At 69.7% G+C, this 23,327-nt stretch carries 23 protein-coding genes; 11 read left to right on the top strand and 12 right to left on the bottom strand.

The features are described 5' to 3' along the window. Window positions 1-39: 39 nt before the first annotated feature. From E0H45_RS04230 to E0H45_RS04220, 3 genes are all read right to left on the bottom strand, one after another. Window positions 40-1,044, bottom strand: a complete 1,005-nt coding sequence (locus E0H45_RS04230; protein ID WP_131334943.1) for a LacI family DNA-binding transcriptional regulator — start codon at window positions 1,042-1,044, stop codon at window positions 40-42. 75 nt (window positions 1,045-1,119) lie between these two features. Continuing rightward, on the bottom strand, window positions 1,120-1,902 hold the full coding sequence (locus tag E0H45_RS04225; protein ID WP_131334942.1) for an LLM class flavin-dependent oxidoreductase: 783 nt from the start codon (window positions 1,900-1,902) through the stop codon (window positions 1,120-1,122). 277 nt (window positions 1,903-2,179) lie between these two features. Further along, on the bottom strand, window positions 2,180-2,920 hold the full coding sequence (locus E0H45_RS04220; protein WP_131334941.1) for an SDR family NAD(P)-dependent oxidoreductase: 741 nt from the start codon (window positions 2,918-2,920) through the stop codon (window positions 2,180-2,182). 141 nt (window positions 2,921-3,061) lie between these two features. Between E0H45_RS04220 and E0H45_RS04215 the strand changes: the two genes are divergently transcribed. Genes E0H45_RS04215 through E0H45_RS04200 form a run of 4 tightly spaced genes read left to right on the top strand, consistent with a single transcriptional unit; the run spans window position 3,062 to window position 6,164 of the window. Beyond that, complete coding sequence (locus E0H45_RS04215) at window positions 3,062-4,534, top strand: AlkA N-terminal domain-containing protein (protein ID WP_131334940.1); 1,473 nt, start codon at window positions 3,062-3,064, stop codon at window positions 4,532-4,534. 3 nt (window positions 4,535-4,537) lie between these two features. After that, window positions 4,538-5,092, top strand: a complete 555-nt coding sequence (locus E0H45_RS04210) for a GNAT family N-acetyltransferase (protein ID WP_131334939.1) — start codon at window positions 4,538-4,540, stop codon at window positions 5,090-5,092. Beyond that, complete coding sequence (locus E0H45_RS04205; protein ID WP_131334938.1) at window positions 5,089-5,580, top strand: methylated-DNA--[protein]-cysteine S-methyltransferase; 492 nt, start codon at window positions 5,089-5,091, stop codon at window positions 5,578-5,580. Before E0H45_RS04210 ends, E0H45_RS04205 begins: the two co-directional genes overlap by 4 nt. Before the next feature lie 26 nt (window positions 5,581-5,606). After that, window positions 5,607-6,164 (top strand): YdeI/OmpD-associated family protein, encoded by a 558-nt coding sequence (locus E0H45_RS04200; protein WP_131334937.1) that lies wholly within the window; start codon window positions 5,607-5,609, stop codon window positions 6,162-6,164. Window positions 6,165-6,185: 21 nt separating this feature from the next. Here E0H45_RS04200 and E0H45_RS04195 read toward each other — a convergent pair whose 3' ends face one another. After that, window positions 6,186-7,412 carry a cation:proton antiporter gene (locus E0H45_RS04195; protein WP_131334936.1) on the bottom strand — a complete coding sequence of 409 codons (1,227 nt, stop codon included), beginning with the start codon at window positions 7,410-7,412 and terminating at the stop codon, window positions 6,186-6,188. A 2-nt stretch (window positions 7,413-7,414) separates the two neighbouring features. Then, on the bottom strand, window positions 7,415-7,900 hold the full coding sequence (locus tag E0H45_RS04190) for a cation:proton antiporter regulatory subunit (protein WP_131334935.1): 486 nt from the start codon (window positions 7,898-7,900) through the stop codon (window positions 7,415-7,417). Between the two features lie 128 nt (window positions 7,901-8,028). Between E0H45_RS04190 and E0H45_RS04185 the strand changes: the two genes are divergently transcribed. From E0H45_RS04185 to E0H45_RS04175, 3 genes are all read left to right on the top strand, one after another. Then, complete coding sequence (locus tag E0H45_RS04185) at window positions 8,029-8,571, top strand: PadR family transcriptional regulator (RefSeq protein WP_131334934.1); 543 nt, start codon at window positions 8,029-8,031, stop codon at window positions 8,569-8,571. Beyond that, on the top strand, window positions 8,568-10,580 hold the full coding sequence (locus tag E0H45_RS04180) for an NADPH-dependent 2,4-dienoyl-CoA reductase (protein ID WP_131334933.1): 2,013 nt from the start codon (window positions 8,568-8,570) through the stop codon (window positions 10,578-10,580). The genes E0H45_RS04185 and E0H45_RS04180 overlap by 4 nt, the downstream gene beginning before the upstream one ends. Window positions 10,581-10,757: 177 nt before the next feature. Next, complete coding sequence (locus E0H45_RS04175; protein ID WP_131334932.1) at window positions 10,758-11,957, top strand: FAD-dependent monooxygenase; 1,200 nt, start codon at window positions 10,758-10,760, stop codon at window positions 11,955-11,957. Between the two features lie 147 nt (window positions 11,958-12,104). On the opposite strand, the gene E0H45_RS04165 is transcribed toward E0H45_RS04175, so the two are convergent. From E0H45_RS04165 to E0H45_RS04145, 5 genes are all read right to left on the bottom strand, one after another. Beyond that, the gene (locus E0H45_RS04165) at window positions 12,105-12,695 is read right to left on the bottom strand and encodes a TIGR03086 family metal-binding protein (protein ID WP_131334931.1); all 591 of its coding nucleotides are present in this window, start codon (window positions 12,693-12,695) and stop codon (window positions 12,105-12,107) included. Window positions 12,696-12,830: 135 nt separating this feature from the next. Beyond that, complete coding sequence (locus E0H45_RS04160; RefSeq protein WP_131334930.1) at window positions 12,831-13,409, bottom strand: HhH-GPD-type base excision DNA repair protein; 579 nt, start codon at window positions 13,407-13,409, stop codon at window positions 12,831-12,833. 22 nt (window positions 13,410-13,431) lie between these two features. Continuing rightward, complete coding sequence (locus E0H45_RS04155; RefSeq protein ID WP_131334929.1) at window positions 13,432-15,522, bottom strand: iron ABC transporter permease; 2,091 nt, start codon at window positions 15,520-15,522, stop codon at window positions 13,432-13,434. Continuing rightward, window positions 15,519-16,493 carry an ABC transporter substrate-binding protein gene (locus E0H45_RS04150; RefSeq protein WP_131334928.1) on the bottom strand — a complete coding sequence of 325 codons (975 nt, stop codon included), beginning with the start codon at window positions 16,491-16,493 and terminating at the stop codon, window positions 15,519-15,521. Before E0H45_RS04150 ends, E0H45_RS04155 begins: the two co-directional genes overlap by 4 nt. Window positions 16,494-16,503: 10 nt before the next feature. Then, window positions 16,504-17,325 (bottom strand): ABC transporter ATP-binding protein, encoded by an 822-nt coding sequence (locus E0H45_RS04145; RefSeq protein WP_131334927.1) that lies wholly within the window; start codon window positions 17,323-17,325, stop codon window positions 16,504-16,506. A 98-nt stretch (window positions 17,326-17,423) separates the two neighbouring features. Here E0H45_RS04145 and E0H45_RS04140 point away from each other — a divergent pair, with 98 nt between their 5' ends. Together E0H45_RS04140 and E0H45_RS04135 are read left to right on the top strand one after the other, a co-directional pair. Next, window positions 17,424-18,323, top strand: a complete 900-nt coding sequence (locus E0H45_RS04140) for a GntR family transcriptional regulator (RefSeq protein WP_131334926.1) — start codon at window positions 17,424-17,426, stop codon at window positions 18,321-18,323. Between the two features lie 27 nt (window positions 18,324-18,350). Beyond that, the gene (locus tag E0H45_RS04135; protein ID WP_238154787.1) at window positions 18,351-19,226 is read left to right on the top strand and encodes a hypothetical protein; all 876 of its coding nucleotides are present in this window, start codon (window positions 18,351-18,353) and stop codon (window positions 19,224-19,226) included. 130 nt (window positions 19,227-19,356) lie between these two features. Here E0H45_RS04135 and E0H45_RS04130 read toward each other — a convergent pair whose 3' ends face one another. Further along, on the bottom strand, window positions 19,357-20,316 hold the full coding sequence (locus E0H45_RS04130) for an NAD-dependent epimerase/dehydratase family protein (RefSeq protein ID WP_131334924.1): 960 nt from the start codon (window positions 20,314-20,316) through the stop codon (window positions 19,357-19,359). Window positions 20,317-20,359: 43 nt separating this feature from the next. On the opposite strand from E0H45_RS04130, the gene E0H45_RS04125 reads away from it, so the two are divergent. Next, window positions 20,360-21,034, top strand: a complete 675-nt coding sequence (locus E0H45_RS04125) for an SDR family NAD(P)-dependent oxidoreductase (protein WP_131334923.1) — start codon at window positions 20,360-20,362, stop codon at window positions 21,032-21,034. 133 nt (window positions 21,035-21,167) lie between these two features. Beyond that, window positions 21,168-22,637 carry an LCP family protein gene (locus E0H45_RS04120; RefSeq protein WP_238154786.1) on the top strand — a complete coding sequence of 490 codons (1,470 nt, stop codon included), beginning with the start codon at window positions 21,168-21,170 and terminating at the stop codon, window positions 22,635-22,637. An 86-nt stretch (window positions 22,638-22,723) separates the two neighbouring features. On the opposite strand, the gene E0H45_RS04115 is transcribed toward E0H45_RS04120, so the two are convergent. Then, window positions 22,724-23,299: a TetR/AcrR family transcriptional regulator gene (locus E0H45_RS04115; RefSeq protein WP_131334922.1), complete on the bottom strand. Its 576-nt coding sequence runs from the start codon at window positions 23,297-23,299 to the stop codon at window positions 22,724-22,726. Between the last annotated feature and the right edge of the window lie 28 nt (window positions 23,300-23,327).

Below are 23,327 nucleotides of genomic sequence, written 5' to 3'. Positions count from 1 at the left end.
TTCCTCCTTCTCGCGGCGCCCGGGGAGAAGCGCCGAAAATCAGCCAGGGGCCGAGCTGCCCCTGATCACCAGTTCTGGCCGCAACAAACGTTCGACCGGGCTCCCGTTGACGGTGCCGGTCAGGATCGTGATCAGCTCTTCGGCGATCTGGTCCATCGGTTGCCGGAGGCTGGTCAGGCCGGGGGAGACGACCTCCGCGAGCGGGGAGTCGTCGAAGCCGGTGACGCCGACGTCGTGGCCGGGGGTGAGGCCGCGGCGGGTGAGCTCGCGGAGCGCGCCGAGCGCGAGAATGTCGCTCAGGGCAACGATCCCGTCGACGGTACGGCCGGTGTCGAGCATCCGCGCGGTGGCGCGAGCGCCTTCCTCGATACTGTCCTCGCGGCACCGGACAGTCAGCCCGGTCGTCGGCAGACCGAGGTCCTTGCACGCGTCACGCCAGCCGCCGAGCCGGTCCTCGCCCAGCCCGGACAACTTCGGCCAGCCCAGGAAGGCGATCCGGCGACGGCCGCTCTCGTGCAGGTGCCGGACGGCCATCGCGGAGCCGGCCGCGCCGTCGACGTCCACCCACGGGCCGGGTTGCGTGGTCTGCTTCCACACCCGGCCGAAGCTGACGAACGGGATGTCCTGTTCCTTCAGCCAGCCGTGCCGCGGGTCGTGCGTCTCGGTCTGCGACAGGACGAACCCGTCCACCATCCGGCGGGCGTGCAGGTCGTCGTACGTCGGCATACCGTCGACGCCGCCCGGTGCGGTGAAGAGCAGGATGTGCCGGCCGGTGCGTTCGGCTGCGGCGCAGAGGGCGTGCAGGAACTGGTCCATCACCAGGTGCGTGTGGTTCGGCCAGCTCGGCACGCAGTACCCGATCAGCTCGACCGCGCTGGTGCGGAGACTGCGGGCGTTACGATTGGGCCGGTAGTTGAGCAGCTCGATGGAGCGGTTGACCCGTTCGAGCGTGTCCGCACGCAAGCGGTGCGGGGCGTTCAACGCGTTCGACACCGTCTGCACGGAGACCTCGGCGTGGGCGGCGACCTGCTTCAAAGTAGCCACAGCGACCTCCCACGGACGTTTTGAACGTTAAAAACATCCGCAGTCTCTCTCGACGCCCTTCGCGCTGTCAACGGTTCAAAGTGTCGGAGGTCCTTGCTCGATGATGGCTCGCGTCTCCGCGACGGACAGTGGTGGGATCCACCGGCCCCACCAGGTGGCGCCGGCCTCGGCGAACGCGGCCGGGTCCCCGCCGCTCACCTTCACGTCGAGATCCCGGCGGCTGTCGGCTCGTAATTCGCGGACGTCGTCCGGCGTGATTTGCTGGGGTGCGTCGGTGCTGCCTTTGTACGCGCAGGAGCCGTCCCAGCGGAGAATCCGCCGCCGTACGGCGGGCACGAGAAAGTTGCCTCCTACCCAGATCGGAATCCTCGGCTCCTGCACCGCCCGCGCCGTCAGCTGCACGTCCTTCAGCGTGTAGTGCTTCCCGCTGAAGGACACCGGCCGCCCGGTCCACAACTCGTCGATGACCGCGAGCCCCTCGTCGAGCATCTCCGCGAGCACCCGCGGACTGCTGCTCTCCTGGAACGGATCACCCGGGTCCCCGATCCCGACGCCGAGGATCATCCGCCCGCCGGACAGCTGATCCAACGCCACCGCCTCCGCCGCCACCTTCCACGGTCGCCGCCGAGGCAGCGGCGTAACGGTCGTCCCGATCCGGATCCGCTCGGTACTCATCGCCATCGCCGCCAGGCAGATCCACGGGTCGTACGTCGGCTGGGCCGCGTCCCCCTGGTAGACGAGGTAGTCCTCCAAGAACAACCCGTCCCACCCGGACCCCTCCACAACCCGGGCAAGCTCCGCCAGCCCCCGCGGGTCCCGCCCGAGTCCCACCGCCCCAACCGTCACCGAAAACTTCACCCACCCGACGCTAACCCCACCCACCGACACCCGAGGGGATAACCCGTCCTGTTGTGGGTTCTCCCCTCGCATACCAGCAGAGAACCCACAACGCGGAGGGATATCCCTTCGTGTTGGCGCGGGTTTTGGTGAGGCGGCGGGTGGGTTTGGCGGCGTGCGGAAGAACGGGTAGTGCTGGAGCGGGACGGTCGGCAGGCGAGGGCTGGGGCGCTTGAGTGCGCCGTGCACCGGGTTCGTGGTGCAGTCCGTCGGGGTGCACTACCCGTTCTTGGGTGCGTTAGGCGGTGTGGCCGCCGTCGATGGTTAGGGCGGTGCCGGTGATGTATGTGGCGTTCGGGCCGGCCAGGTAGGTGATGGCGGCGGCTACCTCCGCAGAGGTGCCGAAGCGGGGGAGGGCCAGGTTGGTCAGTTGGGCGGCGGCGAACGGGCCGTCGGCCGGGTTCATGTCGGTGTCGATCGGACCCGGGTGGACGATGTTGGACGTGATGCCGCGCGGCCCGAGTTCGCGGGCGAGGCTCGTGCTCAGGCCGGTCATCGCGGACTTGCTCATCGCGTACAGCGTCATCCCCGGACCGGGCACCCGCCCCGTCACGCAGCTGCCGAGGTGGATCATCCGGCCGCCGTCGGACAGCCGCGGTACGGCGGCCTGCGCGGCCGCATAGGCCCCGCGGACGTTGACGGCGATGACTCGGTCGACGTCCTCCAACGTGAGGTCGGTGATCGGGGCGATCGCGCCGACGCCGGCGTTGTTGACCAGGATGTCCAACCCGCCAAGGGATTCCGCGGCCCGACGTACGCCGTCACCGACCGCCACCGCATCACCCGAGTCGACGGCGTACGCGAACCCGCGCCGCCCGAGTGCCTCGATCTCCTTCACCACCGAAGCCGCGGCGTCCGCAGACGAGTGGTACGTGATCGCGACGTCCGCGCCACGCTCCGCCAGTGCGACGGCGGTCGCCGCGCCGATCCCGCGGCTACCGCCGGTGACCAAAGCCTTCTTGCCAAGTAGTTCGTTCATGCCTTCAAGTTCAGCCGCGCGACGACGGCGAAGCTGGCGAGAATCGGCCACCGGATCCTCGCGTCGCAAAATCGCGACCGCTGTACCTCCATGTCGCAAAACCGCTAGGAACTGTCGGTGGCGGCAGGGATGCTGGAGGGCGTGTACGAGTGTAGGGAGCGATGCATCCGGGCGGTGCAGTCCAAGGACGCGCGGTTCGACGGGTGGTTCTTCACGGCGGTGCTGACCACCAAGATCTACTGCCGGCCGAGTTGCCCGGTGGTGCCGCCGAAGGTGGAGAACATGCGGTTCTACCCGAGCGCGGCCGCTGCCCAGCAGGCCGGGTTCCGCGCCTGCAAGCGGTGCCGTCCCGACGCGAGCCCGGGTTCACCCGAGTGGAACGACCGCGCCGACCTGGTCGCCCGGGCGATGCGCCTGATCGCGGACGGCGTCGTCGACCGCGACGGCGTACCGGGCCTGGCCGGTCAGCTCGGGTACAGCGTCCGCCAGGTGCAACGCCAGCTCCAGGCCGAGCTCGGCGCCGGCCCGCTCGCGCTCGCCCGGGCGCAACGTGCGCAGACCGCGCGGCTGCTGATCGAGACGAGTGAGCTGCAGATGGCCGACGTGGCGTTCGCCGCCGGCTTCTCCAGCGTGCGGACCTTCAACGAAACCGTGCAGGAGGTCTTCGCGCTCGCGCCGACGGAGCTGCGCCGCCGAGCCCGCCGGGGTACGACGTCCGCCGCGCCCGGCACGATCTCGCTCCGGCTCCCGTTCCGCGCCCCGTTGACGCCCGACAACCTCTTCGGTCACCTGATCGCGACCGGCGTACCGGGGGTCGAGGAATGGCGCGACGGCCACTACCGCCGCACGCTGCGACTTCCGCACGGTCACGGTGTCGTCGCCCTGCGGCCGATGCCGGACCACATCGCCTGCCAGCTCTCGCTCACCGACCAGCGCGATCTCGCGATCGCGATCAGCCGTTGCCGCCGGATGCTCGACCTGGACGCGGACCCGGTCGCGGTCGACGACCTGCTCGGCACCGACCCGGTGCTCGCTCCGCTGATCGTGAAGGCGCCCGGCCGCCGGGTCCCGCACACGGTCGACGGCGAGGAGTTCGCCGTACGCGCGGTGCTCGGCCAGCAGGTGTCGACGGCGGCGGCACGGACGCACGCGCATCGCCTGGTCCTGCAGCACGGCGAGCCGATCGAGGACGCGGCCGGCGGACTCACGCATCTGTTCCCGACGATGCAGGCGCTCGCGGAGCTCGACCCGGAGACGCTGGCGTTCCCGAAGTCCCGCCGTACGACGCTCACCACGCTGATCGCGACGCTCGCCCGCGGTGAGATCGACCTGGGCGCCGGCGCCGACTGGGATCGCGCGCGCGAGCAACTGGCCGCGCTGCCCGGGATCGGGCCGTGGACGGTGGAGTCGATCGCGATGCGCGCGCTCGGTGACCCGGATGCCTTCGTGGCCAGCGATCTGGGCATCCGGTACGCCGCGCGTGACCTAGGCTTGCCCGAGGCCCCCAAACCTCTGACCGACCACGCCCGCGCGTGGCGGCCTTGGCGTGCGTACGCCGTGCAGTACCTGTGGGCCACCGGCGACCATGCGATCAACAAGATCCCCACGGAGTGACGAATGACCGAACTGACCACCGACCGGCTGCTGCTGCGGAACTGGCGCGACTCGGACCGGGAGCCGTTCGCGGCGCTGAATGCGGACCCGGCGGTGATGGAGCACTTCCCGGCGACGCAGACGCGGGAACAGAGCGACGCACTGATCGACCGGAGCATTCCGATGATCGACGAGCGCGGCTGGGGGCTGTGGGCACTGGAGGTGCGGGACACCGGTGAGTTCATCGGGTTCACCGGGCTGTCGGTGCCGAGCTTCGAGGCGCCCTTCCTGCCGGGCGTCGAGATCGGCTGGCGGCTCGCGAAGGGTGCCTGGGGCAACGGCTATGCGACCGAGGCGGCGCGGGCCGCCCTGGCGCACGGGTTCGGGCCGGGCGGGCTGGACGAGATCGTGTCGTTCACCGCGGTCCCGAACGTGCCGTCGCAGCGCGTCATGCAGCGAATCGGCATGGTGCACGACGAGCCCGGTGACTTCGACCACCCGCGCATCGCGGACGGCCACCGGCTGCAGCGGCACGTGCTCTACCGGATCGACCGCGCGCAGTGGGAGTCCACCAGGTGACGTACGCCGTCGTCGACAGCCCGCTCGGTCCGCTCACGGTGGTGGGGACCGATGCGGGCGAGTTGACCGGTCTGTACATGGACCGGCAGCGCTACCGCCCGGAGCAGTCGGGCTTCGGTGATCGCGACGACGCGGCGCTTCCCGCGGTGGTCGAGCAGCTGGATGAGTACTTCCATCACGGCCGCACGACCTTCGACGTACCGCTGCACCTCGTCGGTACGCCGTTCCAGCGCGAGGTCTGGGCTGCGCTCCAGGACATCCCGTACGGCAGGACCACGACGTACGGCGGTCTCGCGGAAACGCTCGGCCTGAAGCCGGGGTCGGCTCGGGCGGTCGGGCTGGCGAACGGGAAGAACCCGGTCAGCATCATCGTGCCGTGCCACCGCCTCGTCGGCTCGACCGGCAACCTGACCGGGTACGGCGGTGGCATCGAACGCAAGCAGGCGCTGCTCGATCACGAACGCGGAGAAAAACTGCTCACTGGATGAGCACTTATCCGGCGCATGCTGGTCTCATGAACGAAGACGAGGCCCTGAACTGCGCGGATGTCGACGAGTGGCGTGCCTGGCTGACCGCCAACGGCCGGAGTGAGCGGTCCGTCTGGCTCGTCGTGCACCGCGAGGCGGCCGGCCTGAACCTCACGGCCGCGGTCGAGCATGCGCTGTGCTTCGGGTGGATCGACAGCAAGACGATCCGCCGCGACGACCGGACGACGTACCAGTGCTTCACGCCGCGGAACCCGCGCAGCACTTGGAGCAAGGTGAACCGCGAGCGCGTCGAGCGACTGACCGCGGCGGGGTTGATGATGCCGCCGGGCGAGGAGCTCGTGGCGCACGCCCGGAGTACCGGGACGTGGGATCTGCTCGCCGACGCGCAGAACCTGATCGTCCCGCCCGACCTGCAGGCCGCACTGGCGGCCGACCCGCGGGCGGACGAGAACTTCCGGGCCTTCTCGCCGTCGGCCCGCCGGACGATCCTCGAGTGGATCACGCTCGCCAAGCGCGCGGAGACGCGCGAGCGCCGGATCGCCGAGACCGTCGACCAGGCCGCCGCCGGCAACCGGGTCCGCTGACCGCCGGAATGTCGGCCAGCTTCAGCCGGCTGTGTTGGCGGTGTCGTCCAGCCGTTCCGCGGCCGGGGCCTCGATCGGCCCCGCCGGCTTGGCGGCTTTGCGGGTGAGACGGCGCGCGAGCGGCTCGGTGTAGCGGGCGGCGACCGGGCCGAGGATGACCAGGATCAGCACGTACGCCGTAGCCAGCGGACCGAGCTTCGGTTCGACACCGACCGCGAGACCGGCGATGACGATCGAGAACTCGCCACGCGCGACCAGTGTCCCGCCCGCTCGCCATCGACCCGCGGTCGAGATGCCCGCGCGTCGAGCGGCGTACCAACCGGTGAGGACCTTCGTGAGTGCGGTGAGGATCGCCAGCCCGAACGCGATCGCCAGCACCGGCGGGATCTTTGCCGGATCGGTGCTCAGGCCGAAGAACACGAAGAACACCGCGGCGAACAGGTCGCGCAGCGGGCTGAGCAGATTACGAGCGCCGTGGGCGACCTCGCCGGACAACGCGATGCCGACCAGGAACGCGCCGACCGCCGCCGACACCTGCAACTGCTGCGCGATTCCCGCGACGAGCAGCGTGAGGCCGAGGACGACGAGCAGCAGCATCTCCGGATTGTCCGAGGAAACGGCCCGGCTGATGACGCGCCCGTACCGGAGTGCGAGGAACAGCACGATGCTCACCGTGCCGAGCGAGATCAGCAGCGTGATGCTCCCGCCGGCCAGCCCGACGCCGGCCAGCAGCGCGGTGAGGATCGGCAGGTAGACCGCCATCGACAGGTCCTCGAGCACCAGGATCCCGAGGATCACCGGCGTTTCCCGGTTGCCCAGCCGGCCGAGATCCCCGACGACCTTCGCGATCACGCCGGACGACGAGATCCAGGTGACGCCGGCCAGTGCGACCGCCGCGACCGGACCCCAGCCGAGCAGCAACGCGACGGCTGCGCCAGGCAACGCGTTGAGCAGGAAGTCGACCGCTCCGGAGATGTACTGCGTCTTCAGTGTGCTGACGAGGTCGGAGGCGGTGTACTCGAGACCGAGCAGCAACAGCAGCAGGATCACGCCGATCTCGGCGCCGGTGGCGACGAACTCCTCGCTCGCGGCCAGCGGCAGGAAGCCGCCGTGCCCGAACGCCAGCCCGGCCAGCAGGTACAGCGGAATCGGCGAGAAGCCGAGGCGGCCGGCGATCCGGCCGAGGATGCCCAGGGCAAGGATGACCGCGCCCAGCTCGATCAGCAGGGCGGTGATGTTCTCGTGCATGCTCAGCCCCCCGCGATCAGCTCGGCCACGGCGTCGACGCCCTCACGGGTGCCGACCACGACCAGGGTGTCGCCGATCGCGAACCGGAAGTCCGGCGTCGGCGACGGGGTAGCCCCGGTACGCCGCAGTACCGCGACGATCGACGCGCCGGTCCGGCTGCGGGCCTGGGTGTCGCCGAGCGTCCGGCCGGAGTACGGCGACTTGGCGGTGATCGGGATGTGTTCCGTGACCAGGTCGATCTCGATCTCGCCGCGGACCGGGTCGAGCTGCGCCGGGAGCAGCAGTTGCGCGAGCGCGGCCGCTTCGCCCTGACCTAACGGGACGGTGGCCTGGCACTCGTCGTCGTCCTCGGGATTGTGGAAGCCGAGGAACCGCCGGCCGTCGTTGTGCACCACCACCGACACGTGCTTACCGGCCTCGGTGACCAGGTCGTACCGGGTACCGATCCCCGGCAACGTCGTCTTGGTCGGGTGGGCCTGCGCGTCCATGGTGCTCCGATCAATAGCTGGCGTCTGCAACCATTCTCTCAAACTCCACCAAGCTTGTTCGGACAAGTGATGTGAGCTGGGATGCAATCAGGTGCAGTGCAACTGGTTGCATAGGTAGCCTCAGGGTCATGGCGCTGGAGCACGCGATTCTGGTTTCGCTGACCGAGCGGGCCGGGTCCGGGTACGAGTTGGCCCGGCGGTTCGACCGGTCGATCGGGTACTTCTGGCCGGCCACGCACCAGCAGATCTACCGGGTGCTGCGGCGGATGGACGAGGCGGGCTGGGTGAAGCACACCGAGATTGCCCAGGACGGCCGCCCGGACAAGAAGGTCTACCGGGTCGCTGCGGCCGGGCGTGCGGAGTTGTCGCGCTGGCTGGCCGAGCCGGAGGATCCCGCCGTACTGCGCGACGGGCTCGGGGTGAAGCTGCGTGGAGCCTCGCTGGGTGCCGCGGACGTGGTGCTCAAGGAGATCGAGCGGCACCGGGCGGAGCACGCCACGCGGCTCGAGGTGTACCGCGGGATCCAGAAACGGGACTTCCCGAAGCCGAGCACGCTGCACGGCCGCGACCTGCACCAGTACCTCGTACTGCGCGGCGGGGTCCGCGCCGAGGAATCCTTCGTCGCCTGGTGCGACGAGGTGATCGACGCCCTCCGGAAGGACAACCGATGAGTTCGTACCCGCACCTGCTGGAGCCGTTGGATCTCGGCCATGTCGTCCTGCCGAACCGGGTGATCATGGGGTCGATGCACACCGGGCTCGAGGACCGGTTGAGCGATCTGCCCAAGCTGGCGGCATACTTCGCCGAACGGGCTCGCGGTGGTGTCGGCCTGATGGTGACCGGCGGCTACGCGCCGAACCGCACCGGCTGGCTGACGCCCTTCGGATCGACGTTGACCTCCAGGCGACAGGCCCGAAAGCATCGCCTGCTCACCGATGCCGTGCACGCCGAGGGCGGCCGGATCGCGCTCCAGATCCTGCACGCCGGCCGGTACTCGTACCACCCGTTCAGCGTCTCGGCCTCCGCCCTGAAGGCCCCCATCAACCCCTTCAAGCCACGTGCCCTGTCCGATCGCGGCGTCCGCCAACAGATCGAGGCGTACGTCGACTGTGCGGCACTCGCCCGCGAGGCCGGGTACGACGGCGTCGAGATCATGGGATCCGAGGGGTACTTCATCAACCAGTTCCTGGCCGAGCGGACGAACAAGCGGACCGACCGCTGGGGAGGCAGCCCGGAGAACCGGCGCCGGCTCGCGGTGGAGATCGTCCGGCGGACCCGGGAACGGGTCGGCGAGGACTTCCTGATCATCTACCGGCTGTCGATGGCCGACCTGGTCGAGGGCGGGCAGACCTGGGACGACGTGGTTGCGCTGGGCAAGGAGATCGAGGCGGCCGGTGCGTCGATCATCAACACCGGGATCGGCTGGCACGAGGCACGGGTGCCGACGATCGTCACGTCCGTACCCCGAGCCGCGTTCACCAGCGTGACCGCGGCGTTCAAGCCGCACGTGAAGATCCCGGTCGTCACGTCGAACCGGATCAACCTGCCGCAGGTCGCCGAAGAGGTCCTGGCCCGCGGTGACGCCGATCTGGTCAGCATGGCCCGACCGTTCCTGGCCGATCCGGAATGGGTGCTCAAGGCAACGACCGATCGGGCCGACGAGATCAACGTGTGTATCGCCTGCAACCAGGCGTGTCTGGACCATGTGTTCGCGAAGAAGAAGGCGAGCTGCATGGTCAATCCGCGCGCAGTCCGGGAGACCGAGCTGCAGTTGCTGCCGACCCGGCGTACCAAGAGTATCGCTGTCGTCGGGGCCGGACCGGCTGGTCTGGCGGCGGCGGTGACGGCGGCCGAGCGCGGGCATCACGTCGAGCTGTTCGAGGCGGATGCGGAGATCGGCGGGCAGTTCGGCATCGCCCAGCAGATCCCGGGCAAGGAGGAGTTCGCCGAGACGATCAGGTACTACCGGCGGCGGCTCGAGCTGACCGGCGTCAAGCTGCACCTCGGCGGCCGCGCCGGGGTCGACGACCTGGCCGGGTTCGACGAGATCGTGCTCGCGACCGGCGTCGTGCCGCGGGTGCCCGCGATCCCCGGCATCGATCACCCCAAGGTGCTCTCGTACGTCGAAGTCGTCCGCGAACACAAACCGGTCGGGGACACGGTCGCGGTGATCGGGGCCGGCGGGGTCGGGGTGGACGTCAGCGAGTTCCTGACCACGACCTCGCCGGATCTCGCGGCGTGGAAGGCGGAGTGGGGTGTCGGCGATCCGACGCTCCTTCCGGGCGCGCTCGCCGTACCGCAGCCGGAACCGTCCCTGCGCAAGGTGTATCTCCTGCAGCGCAAGGCGGGGAAGATCGGCGCCGGGCTCGGGAAGACGACCGGGTGGGTGCATCGGGCGGCGTTGAAGAACAAGCAGGTCGAGCAGTTGCGTGAGGTGAACTACGAACGCATCGACGACGAAGGGCTGCACGTCACGTTCGGTCCGAAACGCGAGAAGGCGCGCGTGCTGGCCGTCGACACGGTCGTCGTCTGCGCCGGCCAGGAACCGGTCCGCGACCTCGCCGACGCGCTCCGCGCCACCGGCCGTCCCGTCCACCTGATCGGCGGAGCGGACGTAGCCGCCGAACTCGACGCGAAACGGGCCATCGAGCAAGCGACCCGTCTGGCTCTCACGCTCTGAGCGAACCGCCACGCAGGCAGAACCCTCCGATTCGGGGTCGAAGGGCGTCAATCCGGGGGTTCTGCCTGCAGGGCGGTACTAGTGCACCCAGCCCGGTGCACTAGTGCGCGCTGGCGTCATCCCTTCACCTAGTGCACCGTGTACAGCGTACGCGCACTAGTGAGAGGGAGCTGGGATATGAAGACTGTGCTGATTTCCGGTGGTGGGATTGCGGGGCCGGCGCTGGCGTTCTGGTTGCGGCGGTTCGGGTTCGCGCCGACGGTGGTGGAGATCGCGCCGGGGCCGCGGCCGGGTGGGCAGACCGTGGACCTGCGCGGGGTGTCGCGGGTGGTGGCCGAGCGGATGGGGCTGATGCCGGCCGTCGGCGAGCGGCAGCTGCACGAGCGCGGGCTCGCGTACGTGAAGGCCGACGGGCGGCAGGCCGCGGCGATGCCCGCGGAACTGCTCGACGGGGCCGGGCCGGTCGCGGAGATCGAGATCCTGCGCGGCGACCTCGCCGAGATCCTGGCCGACGCGACGAGTGAGGTGGAGTACCTGTACGGCGACTCGGTCACCGAACTGACGCAGGATCCGAGCGGTGTCGACGTCACGTTCGCGAGCGGGACGCGGCGGCGGTTCGATCTCGTGATCGGCGCGGACGGCGTGCATTCCCGGGTACGGCGGCTCGCGTTCGGGCCGGAGGAGCAGTTCGTGCACCACCTCGGTGGCTACACGTCGTACTTCACGGTTGAGGCTCCGGAGGATCTGGAGCACTGGATGAAGATCCACACCGCACCGGGCGGGCGCTGGGTCGGCCTGCGGCCGGATCGCGATCCGCGGTTCGCGAAGGCGCTGTTGAGCTTCCGGTCGCCGCTGCTCACCTATGACCGGCGTGATGTGGAGGCGCAGAAGCGGCTGGTGCGGTCCCGCTTCGAGGGGCTCGGCTGGCACACCGCGCACATCCTGAACGGGTTGGACGCGTCCGACGACTTCTACTTCGACACCATCAGCCGGGTCGAGGTGCCGGAGTGGTCCCGCGGCCGGGTCGCGCTCGTCGGTGACGCCGGGTACTGCGGTTCACCGATGGCCGGCCACGGTACGGCGCTCTCACTCGTCGGCGCGTACGTGCTGGCGGGCGAGCTGGCCGCTGCGCAGGGCGATCACGTCCGCGCGTTCCCGGCGTACCAGACCCGGATGCAGGCGTACGTCGAGCAGCGGATGGAGCTGCCGCCCGGCGGGATCAAGATGGCGATGCCGATGAGCGCGTTCGGGATCGCCTACCGCGACTTCGTGCTGCGGGTGATGACGTCGCGGCTGCTGGCCGGCGTACTGGCGAAGTCGGCCGTGGCGAAACCGGACGCGATCGACCTGCCCGACTACCGAGCTCGTGTCCGGTGATCCAGCGCCTACTGCGGGGCACTCGGCACGGCACCTCGCCGCACGGGTGCAAAGGCCACGATGCTCCGCATCGAGACCTTCGCCCCCGCACGCCGAGCTACCGCACCGAGCACCTCCTCGGTACGGCGCTGGATCACCGGACACGAGCTAGTCGAGCGGGCTGACCCACTCCGGGTTGCGGCCGAGGAGGCCGAGTAGCTGGTCGAGGTCGGGGGCCGTGCCGGAGACCTTGACGCTGCGCTCGAACGCGTAGCCGGAGCCGCGGTTCGCCTCGGTGTCGGGGATCCGGCGGGCCAGGGTGAGCGCCAGCTCGACCATGTCCGGCGGTGGGTTGTACTGGACGTCGATCGCGCGGGCCAGGTCCCAGGCGTGCACGATGCAGTCGAGCTGGTGGAAGGTCAGCGCGATCCGGCGCGGGAACGAGCCGAACTCGCGGACCTCCACCAGCCGGTCCAATGCGCCACCGTCGGCGAACGCGTCCGCGACCCGGACGTTCGAGCGGCGGTAGGCGCCGGCCGGGTTGTCGCCGAGGCGGCCGCCGGTCCAGACGTGGACGGAGGCGGATCCGTTCAGCGCGGCCGCGGCGAGGCCCTCGTTCTGGCTGACCAGGTGGCGCATCAGCCCTCGCACCGTCCAGTCGGGGCACGGGGTGGGAAACCACAGGTGCTCTGCCCGTACCTGCATCACGACTTCCCCGAGCACTGCGCCGGCCCTGCGATCCAGATCCCGGATATCCATCCGCGCTCCTCCCATCGCCTTAAGGAGCATAAGGCGGTACGGCGGACTTCGCAGGGAATCGCGTGGAGTACAAGGGAAATCCCCGTTGACTCCCGCGTCCGGCCTGCAACAGACCGGGCGCAACTGTCGCGCCGATCAGGCCTTCGCGGCTGCTTTTGCGGCCTTCTTGAAGGAGCGGACCTCGGCGAGGGATGCGGCGTCGGTGACGTCGGCGATGGATCGGCGGGAGCCGGCGTCGCCGTAGTTGCCCGCGGCCTCACGCCAGCCCTTCGGTGCCACGCCGCGCTGCTTGCCGAGCAGGGCCAGGAAGATCTTCGCCTTCTGCTCGCCGAATCCGGGCAGTGCCCTCAACCGCTTCAGCACCTCGGCGCCGTCCGGCTTCGGGCGGCCGGAGAGCCAGATGTTCGCGGTCTCACCGTCGTACTTCTCGATGATCTCCTGCGCGAGGGCGTGCACGCGGCGGGCCATCGAGCCGCCGTACCGGTGGATCGCCGGCGGGGTGACGCAGAGTTCGACGAACGTCTCCAGGTCGGTCGCGGCGATCTTGTGCAGGTCGAAACCGTCCATCCGGTTCGCGATCTTCAGCGGACCGGAGAAGGCGTGCTCCATCGGGTACTGCTGGTCGAGGAGCATGCCGACCAGCAAGGCGAACGGGTCGTCGTTGAGCAACTTGTCGGCGTCCGGATTGCCGGTGAGGTGCAGTTCGCGCAGCATGCGCCCCATCTTGACATGGAGCTCAGCGCACCGGCACCCGCGTTCTCCAGAGCAGGTAGACGAAGTACGGCGCGCCGATCAGGGCGGTGAGGAGGCCGGCGGGGATCTGGGCGGGGGCGAGAACCGTGCGGCCGAGGCTGTCCGCGAGGCTGACCAGGATCGCGCCGAGGAGTGCGGCGACCGGGAGGATCCGGGCGTGCCGTCCGCCGACGAGTGCGCGGGCGGCGTGCGGAGCGACCAGACCGACGAAGCCGACCACACCGATCGCGGACACGGCCGCTGCCGTCAGGAGCGCGGACGCTAGCAGTGCTAGCAGGCGGGTCCGCTCGAGGCGTACGCCGAGGATGCGCGGTACGTCGTCGTCCAGCGCGAGCAGATCGAGATCACGCCGTACGTGCACGATGAACGGAGTGAGGACTAGCAGTGCTAGCGCGACAGGGGCGACCTGCGGGAGCGTCCGGCCGTAGGTGCTGCCGGAGAGCCAGGTCATCGCGAGACTCAGGTTCCACGGATCCGTAGCGACGATCAGCAGCGTGATGATCGCGGTCGCAGCCGACGAGACGCCGACGCCGATCAGCACCAACCGATCGGAGCTGAGTCCGCCGCGCCAAGAGATCAGGTAGACGAGCCCGAACGTAATCACCGCAGCCGCCGCTGCGACCCCGGACAGCAGCCAGATGCTTGCTGATGGCAACAGGATGAGCGTGGCGATCGCGCCGACCCCGGCGCCGCCGGTGATCCCGAGGATGCCGGGTTCGGCGAGTGGGTTGCGGCACACGGCCTGCACCGTCGTACCGGCGATCGCGAGCGCCGCACCGCACAGTACGGCGGAGACGACGCGGGGGAAGCGCTGGTCGAGGACGTAGGTGATCGCGCGTCCGGAGCGGCCGTTGATCCAGTTCACCAGGTCGCCGGTGCGCAGGAACGCGTCGCCGGTGAGCATCGCGGTGAGCACGGCGGCGATCAGGAGAACGACCAGTCCCACGGCCACCAGCAGGAACGTACGGCGGCTGCGGAGTCCGCTGCCGGTTCCGGCGGGGGAGCGGCTCGGACCGGAGTCGCGATGCTTGCGGGCCAGCCAGATCAGGACGACCGCACCGACGACCATCGTCATGATGCCGGTCGGGATCTCCACACCGGCTTGGCCGCCGAACGCCGCGCGCAGTGCGACGTCCGACGTCAGTACGACGAGAAAGCCGGCGAGACCGGAGAGCGGGAGCAGGACGCGGTGCCGGAGCAGACCGGGAACGAGCGGGGCGAGGAGCCGGATCAGGACCGGGGCGACCAGGCCGACGAAACCGACAGGTCCTGCGACCGTGACGGCTGCCGCGGAGAGCAGGACGGTGACGAGGGTGGTGAGCACGCGCGTCCGGCGTACGTTGACGCCGAGGACCGCGGCGGTGTCGTCGCCGAGGGTGAGGATGTCGAGGTTCGCGGCCAGGAGGAAGGCGCCGACGATGCCGACGGCAACGACCGGCGCCATCTGGGTGACCGCGTGCAGATCGGTCTGGACGAGCGTGCCGGCTCCCCAGGCGAAGGTGCCGACGGTCTCCTCGCGGAAGAGCAGCAGCATCAGCGTCGTCACTCCGCCCAACGCCATCGCAACCGCCGATCCCGCGAGGATCAGCCGTGTCGGCCCGGTCGATCCACCGGCGGACAACGCCAGTACCAGACCAGCGGCCGCAAGCCCGCCGACGAACGCGACCCCACCTGCCGGCAGTACCGGCAATGACACCCCGAACGCCGCGACCACCACGACTGCGAGGTAGGCCCCGGAGTTCACCCCCAACGTGTCCGGCGAGGCGAGCGGATTCCGGGCCAACGACTGCAGCCCGGCACCCGCTACACCCAACGCCACACCGACGAGCACCCCGGCCAGCAACCGAGGCAGCCGCGAGGCCACCAGTACGTTCGCCGCGTTGTCGGTCCCCTGACCGAACACCAGCCGCACCAGGTCGCTCGCGCCGACCGATGAGGTCCCCTGTGTCAGATGTACGGCGGCGAGCACCACGATGGCGACGCACGCGAGCACGAAGACGCCCGCGACCCGAATCCTGCGTACCGGTTGCCGGAGGCTTTCGACCTTCGGCACCGGCGCCGTCAACTGGGTCAAGAGGTGACTGCCTGGACTGCGGCCTCGATGAACTGCTCGGTGGACTTCGGGCCGCCGAACATCCAGATGCCGTCGGGGAGACGGTGGACCTGGCCCGACTTCACGAACGGGAGGTTCTTCCAGATCGCGTTACCGGCCAGGTCGCCGTCGAACACGTCGCCGCCGTCGTTCTTGTTGGCAATGTAGAGGAAGGCGCCGTCGGGCAGCTTGGTCAGGCCCTCGAGGTCGGTCTGCGCGAGGCCGTAGTCCTTGTCGCCGGCACCGGTCCAGCCGTTCTTCAGACCCAGTTCGGTCGTGACCGCGCCGAGCAGCGAGCCGGTCGTGTACATCCGGATCGAGATCGTGCTGCCCTGCTTGTACCCGTCCGCCATCGTGAAGCCGGTGCCCGCCTTGCCCGCGTCCGCGATCTTCTGTTTGCCGTCGGCAACCGCCTTGTCGAAGTCGGCGGTCAGCTGCTTGGCCTGCTCCGACTTCCCGACCGCCTGTCCGATCAGGTCCAGGTTCGTCTTCATCTGCGGGATCGCGTTCGCGGCATCCGCGCCGCGGATCACCAGCACCGGCGTCGCCTTCTCGATCTGCGCGATCGTGTTCGCCGCCTCGTCGGTGGTGGTGATCACCAGATCGGGGTTGAGGGCAACGATCGCGTCGACGCTGGCCTCACCGCGGGTGCCGACGTCCTTCACCGACGGGTCCAGCTTGGCCGCGGTGACCCAGTTCGTGTAGCCCTTGGTGTCCGCGACCCCGACCGGCATCACGCCGAGCGAGACCAGGTTCTCGGCCGCGCCCCATTCCAGCGCGACGACCTTGGTGGCCGGCGCTTTCAGGTCGAGCTTCTTGCTCCGGCCGTCGGTCAGCGACACCGGCTGCGCGGCAGCGTTGCTGGCGTCGTCGGTTGCGGCGGGCTCACTGGTGCCGCAGGCCGTGAGGCCGAACAGGGCAGCAGCGATCAGGGCGATGGCGGTTCGTCTCATCAGGATGACCTCAGATAGTTGTGACGCGGGTCAGGTGTTTGCCGACCGGGCGGGTGCTGACCAGCCCGGTGGCCGGGTCGGTGCCGACCTCGATGGTGATGCCGTACGTCTCGGTGAGTGCGTCGGCCCGCAGTACCTCTTCCGGCGTGCCGGTCGCGCGTACTCGCCCCTGATCGAGCAGCGCGATCCGGTCCGCCACCGCGGCGGCCTGGTTCAGGTCGTGCAGTACGACGCCGACCGCGACCCCGTGCTCGTCGGCGAGCTCGCGCATCAGGTCGAGGATCTCGATCTGGTAGCGCAGGTCGAGGAACGTGGTCGGTTCGTCGAGCAGGAGTACGCCAGTGTTCTGGGCGAGGCACGTGGCGAGCCAGACCCGCTGCAGTTCGCCGCCGGAGAGTTCGTCGACGCCGCGCTCGGCCATCGCGGTGACTCCGGTGACGCTCATGGCGTGCTCGATCGCCCGCGGACCGTCGGTGTCCTCGTTGCGCCAGCGGCTGCGGTACGGATGCCGCCCGTACCCGACGACGTCGCGGACGCTGACGCCGTTCGGCGTCGGCCGGGACTGCGACAGCAACGTCACCTTGCGGGCGAACTCCTTCGCCGACAGGTCGAGCGCGTTGCCGCCGCCGGGGAAGGTGATGCTCCCGGCGTCCGGCTGGTGCAGGCGGGCGAGGGCGCGCAACAGCGTCGACTTCCCGCTGCCGTTCGGCCCGACGAGCGCGGTCACGCTCGCGGCCTCGATGTGCAGCGAGGCGCCGTCGACCACCTGGCGGCCGTGGTACCCGAGCCGCAGGTCGTCGCCTGTCAGCCCCACGATGCCTGATTCCTGCATGGCGCTGAGGATAGCCTTACCTTAGCTGACCTGTCAGTAGCGGGTCTCGATCTGAGATAGTGCGCGTACGATGTACGTGCACTAGTCGAAGGGGACCCATGAGTGAGGCGCCGTACCAGGTGATCGCGGCCGAGTTGCGGCGGCGGATCGAGGCCGGGGAGTTGCTGCCGGGGGACCGGGTGCCGTCGACGCGGGCGCTGGTCCGCGACTTCGGGGTGGCGATGGCGACCGCGACGAAGGCATTGCAGGTGCTGCAGGCCGACCAGTTGGTGCATCCCGCGCCGGGGGTCGGGACCGTGGTGGGTCCGCCGCCGCGATCCCGGCGTACGGCGGTCGCTCCTGATGGAGTGCCGGATCTCAATCGCGACGAGGTCGTGCGGATGGGGATCGCGATCGCGGACGCCGAGGGGCTGGCGGCGTTGTCGATGCGGCGGATCGCGGCCGAGCTCGGGGTGTCGACGATGGCGCTCTACCGGTACGTCGGCGGCAAGGATGCGCTGGTCGTGCAGATGGTGGACGCGGCGCTGGGGGAGTTTCCGTTGGGGGAGAGTCCAGCGCACTGGCGGGATGCGGTGACGGCCGTGGCGCGCGTGCATTGGGCGGCGTACCGGCGGCATCTTTGGCTGGCGAGTGCGATCAGTCTGAGCCGGCCGCAGTTGGTGCCGCGGTTGCTGCCGCACACGGACGCGATCCTGCGCGCGTTGCGCGGGTTCGAGAAGAGTGCGGCGTTGTCGACGACGATCAGCCTGTTCGCGTACGTGCGGGGGATCGCGCTGGTGATGGAGTCCGAGGCGCAGGCCGAGCAGGACACCGGGGTCACCGCGGACGAATGGGCCACCCGGCAGGGTGACCAGTTGGCGGCGATGATCGCAGCCGGGAACCTGACGGCGTTCCAGGAGTTGCTGGCCGACGGCTTCGACTACGAGTACGACCTGGATCAGTTGTTCGAATTCGGCCTCGGGGTCTTCCTCGATGGTCTGTCCGCACGGCTACGCTGAGTGCTGACGACTTCTCCGGAGGTGGCAATGGAGCCTGTGTTCGCGCCGGGTGTGCCTGTTGGCGTGCGGCGGTTGTACGAGCACCGGCCGGAGTTGTTCGTGGCGGCCGACGCGCCGCGGCCGAAGCGGCAGACGTCCTGGTCGGTCGCGCCGGGCAACACGTTCGGCACGTTGCTGGTGTGGATCGCGGTGTGCGTCGGTGGGTGGATCCTGGCGCTGATCATCATGGCGGCGACGCTGCCGACCGCGGTAGCGGCGTGGGGCGCGGTCGCACTCGCGGGCGTCGCGGCGCTCGCGACCGGCGGGATCCTGGTGAAGTCGGCGGTCGAGGACCGTGGGCACAGGGCTGTCCGCGTGCAGCACGGGAAGTACCTGCTGCCGGAAGACTTCGACGAGCCGGCCGCGCGGCTGCTCGGGCGGGCGCAGCGGGCCGTGAAAACGGTGCTTGAGGCAACGGTTACCCGGCGTGGCCTGCTGGACGACGTACAGAACGAGCTCGTGCTGCCGGAGCAGTTGTGGGACATCGCGCAGGTGCTCCGCGAGCAGACGGTACTGCGGGCCAGGCAGCAGGACGTCGCGCGCGGAATGGCGACCGCCGAGCTCGACGCCGTACTGGGACCGCAGCGTCGCGCCCTCGCGCTCTCGGTGGACGCGATCAAGCGCAAGGTGGATCTCCTGGACCGGTACGCCGACCGGGTCCGCTCCGCCGACGCCGCCCTGCGCGCGGAGGCAGCGCTGGACGACGGCGACCGCTACATCGAACTCCTCGCCCGCACCGAACCCGTCGGCGACACGTCCGTCGTCCAGGGCTTCGCCGACGAGGCCAGTGCCCTGAAAGACACCCTCACCCGCTCCATCAACGCCGCCCGAGACGCCGGCCGCACCCTCGCCCTACCGGAGTAACCCTTCCCCGACCGCATTTGCTGGGTCAACCAGCGAAATGAGGGGTTCCACACCCGGAACCACGGTGTAGAACCCCCGAGTTGGTGGGTCAGCCAAGCAAATTGGTGGGTCAGCCAGGCAAATTGGTGGGTCAGCCAGGCAAATTGTGCTGGGTGAGGAGGGTGGCTTCGGCTTCGGGGGTGAGGCCGATCGTGAGGGGTGGGGTGCCTCGGTCGTGGTCCCACTGGAGGACGTCGGCAACCGTCGTGCGGAGGGGTGTGACGGGCATGCCGGCCGCGCGGGCCTTGGCCGGGTTGCGGCGGCGTTCGCCCCATTCGGCCTCGGGGTCCATCAGGGGGAAGCGGCGCGGTACGGCGTCGAACGGGACGGGGACGATGTCGACGGTGCTGCCGGACAGCTCGGCCGCGGTCCGGATCAGTTCGGCGATGGTGGAATCAGGGCCGATCGCGTTGTAGGCACCGGCGCGGTTGTCCGTGACGAGTCGCGTGATCAGCCCGGCGACGTCGCGGCTGTCCACCAGTTGGAGCGGCGCCTCGGGCTTGGTCGGGAGCGCGACCCGTCCACCGCGAGCGCCGCGCCGGATCCAGTAGAGCGCCGTACCGGACGAGTCGCCGGGGCCCGTGACCCGACCAGGGCGGACGAGCGTCGCGCGATCGCCGTACCGCTCGACGACGTCGTCCTCACACGCGACCTTGCACCGGCCGTACGTGTCGTTCGTGAGTACGTCGGCATCGCGCAGCGGCTCGCGGCGTGGTGCGGTCTCGTCGGTCCCGGCGGGCAGATCCCGTACGTAGACCGCGTGGCTCGAGATGAACACGTACCGCCCGACGCGGTCCCCGAGCACGTCCATCGCCTGATCGACGTCCCGCGTCCGGAAGCCGCTCGTGTCGACGACCGCGTCCCATTCGCCCGTCCGCAGCGCCGAATAGTCGCCCGTCTCCCGATCCCCGATCAGCTGCGTCACGCCCGGGGGGAGCGGCGACCCACTCTTCCCGCGACTGAACGACGTGACCTCGTAGCCCTGCGCCAACGCGTCATCCACGATCGCGCGCCCGACAAAACCGTTCCCACCTAGCATCAGAATCCGCACAACCGCTCAACTTAGTCCCCGCAGTCCGATTAGGCTCGCGGATATGACCAAGACTGTGGTGGTTGCCGGTGGCACCGGCGCGCTCGGCGTCGCGGTGACCGCCGAGTTCCTGCGGGCCGGCTGGCGGGTCGTCGTACCCGGGCGGTCCGAGGAATCCCTCGCTCGCCTCGGTGCCGACCCGGCGCTCAACCCGGTGGTCGCCGACCCCTTCGACCCGGCCGGTACGGCGGACGTCGTCGCGCTCGCCACCTCGGACGAGAACGCTCCGCTCACCGCCCTGGTCAACCTCGTCGGCGGTTTCGCGTCCGGTGCCCGGGTGCACGAGACGCCGATCGAGGAGTTCGAGAAGCAGCTCCGGCTCAACCTGCGTCCGACGTACCTGATCACCCAGGGGGTCCTGCCGCATCTGCTCGCCGGCGGTGGCGGAGCGATCGTTTGTACCTCGAGCGGCGCCGCGCTGCGCCCGTTCTCCGGGGCGGCCGGGTACATCACCGCGAAGGCCGGGGTGATCGCGTTCGCCGACGCGCTGCACGCGGAGTACGCGCGCGACGGCATCCGGGTGAACACCATCCTGCCCGGCACCATCGACACCCCCGCGAACCGCACCGCGATGCCGAACGCCGACACCAGCAAGTGGACGCCGCCGGACCGGATCGCCGCCGTGGTCCGCACCCTCGTCGAGACCGAAGGCTTCAACGGCGCTCATCTGACCGTTTGACAACCGATTGACCCTGTAACACGTCTGAAGAGGTAAGGGCGCGGGTACTTGACGCACACTTGCATCAGGGGACGACGGGGCGACAGGGGTGCCAATGGGGAGTGCACGCGCGACGGCGAGGCGGCCGCGGTCGATGCCGAAGTTGCTGGGGTTCACCCTGTTGGGCGCAGTGATCCCAGGACTCGGACTGATCGTCGGCGGGCGCCGGCGGATCGGCGCGTTCGTGCTCACGCTCTTCCTCGGCCTGATCGGGCTTGTGGTGTACGTCGGGCTCACCCGCCGGGACGAGGTGCTCGCGGCCGCCGTCGTACCGAGCCGGCTGCTGATGACGTCGGTGGTGATCGGCGCGGTCGCGTTCTGCTGGATCGTGGTGATCGTGGCCTCGCACCGGTCGTTGCGCCCGGCAACGGGTGGGGCCGGCGGGCGGGCCTTCGGCGCGACGTTCGTCGGGCTGCTGTGTTTCGCGATCGCGGCGCCGGCGGCGGTCGGCGTACAGAGCGTGCTGGCGCAGCGGTCGCTGGTGCAGGACGTGTTCCAGGCACAGGGTGAGAGCAAGAGCGCGACCCGGCCGTCGACGGTCAACGTCAAGGACCCGTGGGAGGACAAGCCGCGGCTCAACCTGCTGCTGCTCGGCGGGGACGACGCACCGAGCCGCGAGGGCGTGCGCACCGACACGGTGATCGTCGCGAGCATCGACACCAAGACCGGGAACACGGCGCTGGTCTCACTGCCGCGGAACCTGACCTTCATGCCGTTCCCGGCGGACTCGCCGCTGCGCAAGTACTACCCGAACGGCTTCGGCAAGGAAGGGCTCAGCCTCGACGGACGGCTGGAGTGGATGCTGACCGCGATGTACCAGAACGTCCCGGACGCGCATCCCGGCATCCTCGGACCGTCCGACAACGAGGGCGCGGACGTGGTGAAACAGTCCGTCGGCGAGGCGATCGGGCTGAAGCTCGACTACTACCTGCAGGTCAACCTGCAGAGCTTCCCGGAGATCGTCGACGCCCTTGGTGGGATCCGGGTGAACGTGAACGAGCGGGTCGCGATGGGTGGCGTCAGCAGCTCGCACATCCCGCCGAAGGAGTGGATCGAGCCGGGACCGAACCAGTACCTCGACGGGCGGCACGCGCTGTGGTTCGCCCGCGGGCGGTACGGCGCCGACGACGACCAGCGGCAGGTCCGGCAGCGGTGCGTGATCAAGAGCATCGTCGACGCGGCGGATCCGCAGACGCTGGTCACGAAGTACAAGGCGATCGCTCGCGCCGGCCGGCACCTGCTGCGTACCGACATCCCGCAGGAGCTGTTGCCCGCGATGGTGCAGCTGGCGCTGAAGGTGAAGTCGGGGACGGTCTCGAACGTCACGCTCGACTCCGACAAGCTGCGCCTGAAGTACCTGCACCCGGACTACCAGGCCCTCCGCGACACCGTCGAGAACGCCCTCGAGTCCGCCCCGGCCCCGACCCCGACGACCCCCACCACGCCGACCACACCCGGCACCACGCGTAAGCCCACTACGGCAACCACCACCGCACCGCCCGGCCCGACCCAGAACCTCGCCGACGCCTGCGCCTACAACCCCAACGGCGACCAGCCGAACTAGTTTGCGCGGACCGCCGCGCAGGCAGAACCTGGCCGCAGCGGGGTGTTCACGTCCAAAACGAGGGGTTCTGCCTGCATGGCTGACCGCTATTCCGTCGGGACGGGTCGACCGAACAACGCCTCGGCGACCGCGGCGAGGTGCGGGAGGAGCTCTTCCTCGGTGGCCTTGGTGAGGGTGGGGGTGCCGACGGCGGTGCGGAGGATGCCGATGCCGAGGAGCCACGCGGCGAAGAGTTCGGTGCGGAGGTTCTTGTCCTCGTTGCCGTCGGCGAGCTGGGACAGTACGTCGAGATAGCCCTCGCAGACCTGTTGGCGGAGGCGGTCCTTGGTGTCCTCGTGACCGGACGAGCGGAGCATCGCGATCAGCGGATGCTCTCCGGCGTACTCCGACCAGTCCTCGAAGACCAACTGCCGCAACAGCTTCGCGGGCAACTCCTCGACCGGCCCGTCCGGCAGTACGACGGGAGCGGACGATCCCGCCATCGCCTCGGTGAACAACCCGGACTTGGACCCGAAGTACCGGAACACCAGCGCCGGGTCGACGCCCACGTCGCCGGCCACGTCCCGGACGCTCGTCCCGTCGTACCCGTCCCGGGCGAACCGGAGCCGCGAACACTCCAGCAGCCGGGCCCGGGTCGCCTCCCGATCCCGCTTGTGCGCCATCTGCCCTCCAAGTCATCGATCGTTGACA

The sequence above is a fragment of the Kribbella soli genome, assembly GCF_004331345.1.
Taxonomy (GTDB): domain Bacteria; phylum Actinomycetota; class Actinomycetes; order Propionibacteriales; family Kribbellaceae; genus Kribbella; species Kribbella soli.
This window is presented reverse-complemented; position numbering and strand designations above follow the sequence as displayed.